At 69.7% G+C, this 7892-nt stretch carries 8 protein-coding genes and 1 pseudogene; 4 read left to right on the top strand and 5 right to left on the bottom strand.

Annotated features, from left to right (window positions below; genetic code table 11):
• Positions 1–138: alcohol dehydrogenase (locus tag VG276_15625; GenBank protein HEV8650780.1), on the top strand; the 138-nt coding region annotated here is incomplete at its 5' end.
• Positions 139–329: 191 nt separating this feature from the next.
• On the opposite strand, the gene VG276_15620 is transcribed toward VG276_15625, so the two are convergent.
• Positions 330–1289, bottom strand: coding sequence for a nitronate monooxygenase (locus tag VG276_15620; GenBank protein HEV8650779.1), 960 nt, complete (start codon positions 1287–1289; stop codon positions 330–332).
• 181 nt (positions 1290–1470) lie between these two features.
• Between VG276_15620 and VG276_15615 the strand changes: the two genes are divergently transcribed.
• Positions 1471–2442 (top strand): magnesium transporter CorA family protein, encoded by a 972-nt coding sequence (locus VG276_15615; GenBank protein HEV8650778.1) that lies wholly within the window; start codon positions 1471–1473, stop codon positions 2440–2442.
• 248 nt (positions 2443–2690) lie between these two features.
• Here VG276_15615 and VG276_15610 read toward each other — a convergent pair whose 3' ends face one another.
• Complete coding sequence (locus VG276_15610) at positions 2691–3161, bottom strand: WS/DGAT domain-containing protein (protein ID HEV8650777.1); 471 nt, start codon at positions 3159–3161, stop codon at positions 2691–2693.
• 126 nt (positions 3162–3287) lie between these two features.
• Positions 3288–4808 carry a sialidase family protein gene (locus VG276_15605; protein HEV8650776.1) on the bottom strand — a complete coding sequence of 507 codons (1521 nt, stop codon included), beginning with the start codon at positions 4806–4808 and terminating at the stop codon, positions 3288–3290.
• Positions 4809–5324: 516 nt separating this feature from the next.
• Here VG276_15605 and VG276_15600 point away from each other — a divergent pair.
• The gene (locus VG276_15600) at positions 5325–6872 is read left to right on the top strand and encodes a right-handed parallel beta-helix repeat-containing protein (protein ID HEV8650775.1); all 1548 of its coding nucleotides are present in this window, start codon (positions 5325–5327) and stop codon (positions 6870–6872) included.
• A 7-nt stretch (positions 6873–6879) separates the two neighbouring features.
• Here VG276_15600 and VG276_15595 read toward each other — a convergent pair.
• Positions 6880–6978: pseudogene (locus VG276_15595) on the bottom strand (transcriptional regulator).
• Positions 6975–7433: an SRPBCC domain-containing protein gene (locus tag VG276_15590; protein HEV8650774.1), complete on the bottom strand. Its 459-nt coding sequence runs from the start codon at positions 7431–7433 to the stop codon at positions 6975–6977. Before VG276_15590 ends, VG276_15595 begins: the two are co-directional and overlap by 4 nt.
• Positions 7434–7676: 243 nt before the next feature.
• Between VG276_15590 and VG276_15585 the strand changes: the two genes are divergently transcribed.
• A partial coding sequence (locus VG276_15585; protein ID HEV8650773.1) for a hypothetical protein occupies positions 7677–7892 on the top strand: 216 nt, incomplete at its 3' end.

The following is a 7892-nucleotide window of genomic DNA, read 5'->3' as shown; positions in this document are numbered from 1 at the left end:
CTTGTGGCGGCGGGCAGGCTCGCGGTGGAGGTCGGCTGGCGCGGCTCGTGGGAGCGGGCGGCCGAGGCGGCCGAGGCCCTGCGCGGGCGGCGGGTGCGCGGCAAGGCGGTCCTGGATGTGCGGTCCGCTGCCGGATAACCGCGACCAGTGAGAACCCGCCACACGCGGGACTGCGTCCGTGTCACGGGGAGACGCCAGAACGCCACGTGACGCGCGCGCCCAGCTCCGGCCGGGCGTGCAGGTACAGCGCGGTGAAGCGACTCCGCGATCGCGCCACGAACGCGCCCTGAACGGAACCGTGCAGCCTTCTCGTGGTTGGTAGCCCTGCTTCAGCGTCGCAGTAGTTGCTCGGCTCCCTGCGCGAGCTCGGCGACGACCTGCGCCGCCGGGGTGACTCGGGTGACCTGGCCGACGCCCTGGCCGGCATACAGGGCCATGGCCGCGACCGTGCCGGTGACCTCCCGGCTGGGCGTGCGGGCTGACAGCCGGGGCAGCGGCTCGGACTGCGGGCCGGCTCGGAGCATGCCGACCACGTCGCCCTCGAACGCCTCGGCGGCCTGGAGCGCCGAGCGCAGCACCCGGTGGGGCGCGTTCGGCCAGCCGACCGCAAACGCCTCGGTCAGCACGGTCGCTTCGCCGTCGGCGGCCAGCAGCGCCGCCACGTACTCGGGGTGGGCGCCCGATTCCGGGGTGGCCAGAAACCGGGTCCCGATCCGCACGCCGGCCGCGCCGGCGCCGAGCACGGCGGCCATCGAGCGGGCGCTGGCGATCCCCCCGGCGGCTAGCACCGGCACGGTGACCACGTCGAGCACGCCGGCCAGCAGTGGTAGCAGCGCCACCGTGCCGCGCACATGCCCGCCCGCCTCCACGCCCTGGGCGGCGACCAGGTCGCAGCCGGCGTCGACGGCGCGTTTGGCCTCGTCGACCGAGCCGACCTGCCAGCCGGCCAGCGCCCCACCGGCGTGCACGAGGTCGACCAGGGCGGGGTCGGGATCGGCCCAGAAGAACTCCACCAGCCGCGCCCGGCTGGCGGCCAGCTCGATCACGGCCCGGTCGCCTGGGCTGGGATTGTAGAGGGTGAAGTTGACGCCGAACGGCCCCGCCTGCGCCTGCTCGAGCCGGCCGATGCGGTCGGCCAGGGGGGCCGGGTCGGCGCGTTGCAGCATGCCGAGCCCGCCGGCCGTGCTGACCGCGATGGCCAGCTCCGGGGTCACCACCCCACCACCCATGGGGGCCAGTTGGATGGGGACCTGGCAGCCGACCAGGTCGGTGAAGGCCGTGCGCAGCATGCCGGGCAGTATGGCACGAGGGCAGGGTGCTGACGCACGGTGGTTGGCGCAGCGCACCGCAGCGCCCCGCGGCGCCCACCGCGCCTCTTGAGCGGGAGCCAGCGGGCTTGGGGACACTTGGGGCGGCCTGGTTCCGGCTCGTGGGCTGTCGTGCGGTAGGCCAGACGACTAGGCTGACCGCATGCGCCATACCCGGCTGTACCGTGACGGTGTGCTGGAGGCCAAGGACTTCCCGGCCGCCCAGATCTCCGAGTACCTCCAAGAGCCCGGCACGGTGGTGTGGCTGGACCTGTGCGAGCCCGACCAGGAGGACCTGCAGGTCGTCTCCGAGGAGTTCGGGCTGCACCCGCTGGCGGTCGAGGACGCCACCCAGCAGCACGAGCGGCCCAAGCTGGACCGCTACCGAGACCACGCCTTCCTCACCGCCTACGACGTCGGCCTCGACCCGGCCACCGGCAAGCTCACCACCAGCGAACTGGCCGCGTTCGTCACCCCCCGGGCGCTGATCACCGTCCGCAAGGACTCCGGGTTCGACATCGAGGGTGTGGTGGCCCGCTGGGACGGCTCGGCCGACCTCGCCGGCCACGGCGTCGGATTCTTGCTGTGGGGGCTGCTGGACTTCGTCGTCGACGGCCACTTCGCCACCGTGCAGCAACTCGACGAGGCCATCGAGGGCCTGGAGGACCTGCTGTTCGACGAGCGGCCCCACGGCGCCGAGGTGCAGCGCCGCTCGTTTGAGCTGCGCAAGTCGCTGGTGGTGCTGCGCCGGCTGGTGCTGCCCATGCGGGAGGTCGTCAACAGCCTGCTGCGCCGCGACCTCGGGCTGGTCGACCCGGCCATGGGCCCCTACTTCCAGGACGTCTACGACCATGTGCTGCGGGCGACGGAGTGGACCGAGTCGCTGCGTGACCTGGTCTCCACGATCCTTGAGACCAACCTCACGATCCAGGGCAACCGCATGAACGCGATCATGAAGAAGGTCACCAGCTGGGCGGCCATCATCGCGGTGCCGACCGCGGTGACCGGCTACTACGGCATGAACGTGCCCTACCCCGGGTACGGCCAGCCCTCCGGCGTCGTTACCTCCACCGTGCTGCTGGTGGTCCTGTCCGGCGGCCTGTACCTGCTTTTCAGGCGTCTGGACTGGCTCTGAACCCGCCAGCCCGGCGGAAATGTCGCCAGCGCTAGATCATGGTCGCGCTGTTGTCACGATCCGCTGCCGGAGGATGCAGCAGCCGTCACCAGATATTCCATCTGGTGACGGCTGCTGGACTGACACGGGGACTGACAGTAGCCATTCGCAGGGCACGTCGGCGCCGGTGGGCACGGCACGATGTGGCGTGCCCTGCTCACCCACCGAGGCGCTTGAGCTGGAGTTGATCGAGTGCCGGCCGGCTCGGCTCAGCCCGGGAGGAGCGGCGTGGCCGCGCCCAACTCGTCCAGCGACCGGCGCAGGCCGTCGGCGAACACGTCCAGGTCCGGGCAGCCGTCGGGGTCACTCTGGATCCCGATGTTGAGCTGGCCGTCATAGGACAACACGGCCACACTCAGCGGGACGTTGCCGGCTACCTGCACGACCGGGAACGCCTCCAGCAGGCGAGCGCCCAGCAGGTACAGGGGGATCTGGGGGCCGGGCACGTTGGTGACAAACAGGTCCACGATCCGCTGGTGGCGGCTGTAGCGGTTGAGAGCCCGGAGGATGGTCAGCGACCCGGCCGGCCGCAGGCTGGCCAGCATCTCCGGCCGACGCTTCCGCTCGGTGGTGGCCCGGGTGACGTGCCGCAGCCGCTGGACCGGGTCGGGCTCGCCTGACCCTCCCCGGCGCCTGTTCGGCTCGGCTCGACCCGACCTGGGGACACGTCCTGCTTGCAGCTAGAGCGAGGGCGGGTCCAGGACTTTCATGGAGAAGTAGCACTAGGCGACACCCTTCGGGAACACGCCCGCCGTCGTCCGAAGACGACGGCGGGCGTGCCGCTCCAGGGCCGCAGCGCCGGATCGCTACGAGGCGGTCGCGGTCACGATGTCAGTGCGGTTCGCCGGGTCTCCCGTCCCGATGGCGAAGAGCGGCCAGAAGGTGTTCCCGGTGCTGGACAGGCCCTCGTACTCGCCCACGAAGTACCCGAACGGTCCTCGGGCGAACGGCAGCTGCTCGACGTCGAACGAGGTGTCGGTCAGCCGGACCTCGTCACCCCAGGCACCGGCTTGGGCGCACGTCGTCGCGCCCGAGGGATGACAGTGGACCATCCAGTGGTCGGTCGGGACGCCGGGATCGGGCGTGTTGGACCGGAAGTCGTAGTAGGTCACGGCGATCGTCCCGTCGGCGGCCACGTGCACGGCCGGGACCCAGGCCTGTTCGTTGCCCGGGTCCGCGTTGGGCGGGGTCTGGCTGACCTTGATCGGATCGGACCAAGTGTCCCCGCCGTCCGTGGACATGGAGAAGGCGATCTGGTCCACCCCGCTGAACCGGGTGTCCTGCCAGGTAGCGTAGAGGTTGCCGTTGTTCGGATCGACGGCCACCTCGGGTACAAATCCCTCGGCCCGGATCGGCCGTCCTGTGTCCGGGTCGAAGGCGCCGATGAACCGGATCTTGTCGATCACCTGAGGCGCCGACCACGTCGCACCCTTGTCCGTCGAGCGCATCATGGCCAGGCTGGGGGCGGGCGGGTTGTTCCCCGACCCCTGGAACAGCGTGAACAGGTCGATCAGCTCCCCGGTGGGCCGGACCACGATCTGGTGGCCGATCGTGGACTGGTTCTTCTGCGGGGCGAAGATGGCCCGGGCCGGCTCCCACGTCGCGCCGCCGTCGGTGGTCCGGGAGAAGATGGCGTCACCCCGGAACGAGAAGGCGTGCTGGGCGTTGAAGTTGGCCCGGTCGCTGGGGAACCGAAGCCGGTCCCAGATCGCGTAGACGTAGTTGGGGTCGTTGGGGTCCGCGGTGATGGACTCCTTGTCGTTGAACAGGAACGGAGCCTCGTCGCTGGGGTCGCGGGCCAGCGTGGTGGGCTCGCTCCAGGTGTCCCCGCCGTTGGTCGACTTGCTGACCAGGACCGCCGTGGCCGGGTCGTTGACGAGGTTCACCGACAGGCTGATCTGATAGGCATCGCCGTTGGGGCTGAAGGTCACCCAGGGGTCCGAGGACCGCTCGTAGTTCCCCCCGTTGGCCTCGGTCCCGCCGGCGCAGGTGCTGAAGTGGGGGAACGTGGTGTCCCAGGTGACACCGCCATCATGGGTGACCGCCGTGAGCAGGCCCCTGGCCCCACCATTCGACCATCGGTCCTGCTGCCACACAGCGATGACGTTGTCCGGGTCGGTCGGGTTCACCTCGACCCAGGGCTCGACCTCGCTGTTGAGGAAGTTCACCCCGGGCTGCCCTGAGATATCGCAGGTGGCGAAGGGGCTGGATACGGACACGACCTTGAGTGGGCTGCGGGTGAACGGTCCGGCGGTCGATGGGGCCACCATGGCGAGCGTGAGCACACCCGCCAGGGCCAGCAGTCGGATCACTGTTCGTGAGCGCACAGGCGCCTCCCTCGCTCCAGGCCCCGTCTCGCCCTCCCTCGGCCGGGGCTGCGTGCAGGAGCCTACTGCGCGCAGGAGCCTGCATGGAAGCTGCAAGTCGTGCTTGCTGTCTCCTCGCTAGCCGGTTACCACGCTAATCGCTTCAGCATTGAACATCCAAGATGCCTCCTCTGCATTTGAAATTAGGGGGTTAGGGTCCCCGCGCAGCAACGTCCTGGCCAGGAAGAGCCTGCGCAGGTCCGTCATGCCCTCTCGCCGGCAGGGTTGTCGAGCGGGGGACCCTGTCGCCTTCGTTTACCGCTCATCAGAGAAGCACCGGGCTCGTAGCGTACTCGTGGCTACGGCGGTCGACGGTTTCCGGCAGGTCATGACCGCCGTATGTTCTTCCAACGGAGCTGCCCGCGTCGTTCGTCGGCGTACGCATGGCGCCAAGAGAGGCCGCCGGACAGGCCGTGCCGATACCGGCCAGGATCCCTTCGACCCGCAGCATTCATCCCTCTCGCCGGGGAGGCTCCGATGCTCAAGCTCGCACAGGCAATGCTCGGGTGGCAGGCACGTCTGCTGGCGGTGGTGATCGTCGTGACCACCTCGATGGCGCTGCTGGTCGCATACGCGCGACCGGCGGCCGCAGGTCCAAGCGTGCTCTACGTCGACAACGGTAACCCCAACTGCTCGGACAGCGGCCCTGGCACGTCCACGATCCCCTTCTGCACGATCGGCAAGGGCGCCTCGGTCGCGGTGGCCGGGCAGACGGTCCAGGTGGCCAGCGGCACCTACGCCGAGCTGGTGACCGTCAAGAACTCCGGCGCCGCCGGGTCGCCGATCGTGCTCACCGCGGCACCCGGTGCCAGCGTGACCGTCAACGGCATGGCCAACGGCTTCAAGGTCTCCGGCAAGACCTACGTCACCGTGCAAGGCTTCATGGTCAGCAGCACCACCAGCTATGGCATCTACGTCACCGGCTCGTCGAACGTCACCGTCAGCGGCAGCACCGTCAGCGGCACCGGCAGCCACGGGATCTACGTCACGAGTTCCTCGACGAACGTCACCGTCAGCGGCAACTCCGTCAGCAACACCACCGGCTACGGGATCTACGTCAACACCCTGTCGAACAGCACCGTCAGCGGCAACTCCGTCTCCGGCACCACCAACTACGGGATCTACGTCAACAGCTCGTCGAACATCACCGTCAACGGCAACGACGTCAGCGCCGCCGGCCAGCCGGTCCAGGGCTACACCAAGTACGGCATCAAGCTCGCCGGCTCGACCAGCTCGTTGGTGTCCGGCAACACCGCCCACAACAACAGCGACGCCGGCATCTTCCTCGACGCGGGCACCCACGGCGTCGAGGTCACCGGCAACCAGACCTACGGCAACGCCCGCGGCTACGCCCGCGCCGCGCCCGGCATCGACGTCCGCGGCTACAGCAACACCATTGACCGCAACGTCAGCCACGACAACGAGGACTCCGGCCTGCAATTCTACGCCGGCTCCCATGACAACCTCGTGGTCGACAACCTGACCTACAACAACGGCGACCACGGCATCGACAACCTCGGGGCCACCAATCAGACGATCATCTCCAACACCGTCTACAACAACGTGACGGCCGGCATCAACGTCGAGGGCAGCTCCACCGGCGCGACCGTGGAGAACAACATCAGCGTCGACAACGGCATCAACTCGCCCCGCACCCACAGCGACATCCGCGTGGACTCGACCTCGACCAGCGGGGCCACGGTCGACTACAACGTCGTCTACCTGACCACTCCGGACACCTTGTACGTGTGGGGGTCGACCAGCTACACCTCGCTCGCGGCCTTTCAGGCGGCCACCGGCCAGGAGGCGCACGGCGTCCAGGCCGACCCGCAGTGGGTGTCCACCGGCTCCGACTTCCACCTGCAGGGAAGCTCGCCCGCGATCGACTCGGCCAACTCCGGGGTGAGCGGCGAGACCAGCACCGACCTGGAGGGCAACGGCAGGGTGGACGACACGTCGGTCTCCGACACTGGCGCGGGCCCGCGGACCTACGACGACCGCGGAGCCTACGAGTACCAGCCGTGATGCCGAGGGCGGTTGCCTCACCGTGGGCGGCGAGGACGTCGAGCACCTGCCGCCGGGTCGGGTCGGCCAGCGCGACGAGCACGTCGTCGACGCGCTCCGCGGTCATCCCTGCGGCTGCTCCGTTGACCTCCGGAGGTGGTCGAGCACGCCCTCCCACGCCCCGGTGTTGTCCTCAGCCGCGTGCCGGCGCTCGTCCTCAGGCACGGCGAGAGCGGCGAAGCCGCGTTCCACCACGCGCAGCCGCGTTTTGGCGCCCTTGGGGATCAGGGTGAACTCCACGAGCGTGGCGTTGCCCTCGCGCGGCTGCTGGGGAGGGAACCGGATCGCCCAGCGGCAGGCGAGGTAGCGTTTCGGCTCGATCTTCTCGATGTGCATCGGGTAGTTGTCGTCTCCCGGGGCCTGGAAGACCATCCGGCCGCCTTCACGCAGATCGAACCCCGCCGGATCCCCTTCGCCGAGCCAGTGTTGTGGCGCGGTGATCGCCGCCCGGTGTTGCACGACACGCTGGGTGGTGATGAGCAGGCACACGATCGTGGTGACGCCTGTGGTGCGGTCTGCCACGTCGACTACCAGGCACTCTCCGATCGGCCGATCAACAGCTTCGTGACGCCCCCAGGCCCGGACCGTGCCCAGGCTATTGCCGCCGGGCCTCTCCCCCGGAGGGGGAAGCGGCCATCCCCCAAAGGGGGAGTCGGGGTTGCCCCCCGGCGGTGATGTGCCCGCAGCCGAGGCTTGGGAGCCTTCTGGGCAGAGGTCTGCGGCGCGGAGGCGCCCGCGGGCCGCCAGCGGAACCAAGGAGGCGCCATGGGCAGGTTGACCGGCGGCAGGGCTGCCGTCGGGGTTGGCCTGATGGTGCTGGTGCTGCTGGCCGGGCTGGCTGGGTGCTCGGCCTCGGGCGGCTCGGGCGCGGCGACCACCACCACCAGCGGGCAGCAGGCCGCCGCGGCGGTGTTGCGGGAGTTCGTGCGGTGCGCCCGGGCCAACGGCATGCCCAGCCTGCCCGACCTGCGGCTGGACAGC

This window comes from Actinomycetes bacterium (assembly GCA_036000965.1).
Classification (GTDB): Bacteria; Actinomycetota; CALGFH01; order CALGFH01; family CALGFH01; genus DASYUT01.
Note: the sequence above shows the minus strand (reverse complement) of the source record. Positions and strands in the feature narration are given on the sequence as shown.